At 62.6% G+C, this 214-nt stretch carries 1 pseudogene; it reads left to right on the top strand.

Features of this window, described 5'->3' with window-relative positions:
• Positions 1 to 5 precede the first annotated feature (5 nt).
• Positions 6 to 214, top strand: a pseudogene (locus tag LDK53_RS22670) (phage late control D family protein); the annotation flags it as partial.

A 214-nucleotide genomic window follows, 5' to 3' on the forward strand; every position in this document is an offset into this window, starting at 1 on the left:
CGATTATGCTCAACCGAATTACCGTCCAGCTCCCGGTCGAGGGGCTGCTCTTCTGGAAACTCTCCGGCCGCGAGGCGATGTCCGAGTCGTTCGCCCTGACGCTGACCCTGCTCGGCACGGATGCGCGCATTGACCGCAGCAAACTGCTGGGCCAGCCGGTCACGGTGACCATCCCGACGCAGAACCTGCTCACCTCCCGCTATATCAACGGTAA

The sequence above is a fragment of the Enterobacter sp. K16B genome, assembly GCF_020216105.1.
GTDB lineage: Bacteria > Pseudomonadota > Gammaproteobacteria > Enterobacterales > Enterobacteriaceae > Enterobacter > Enterobacter sichuanensis.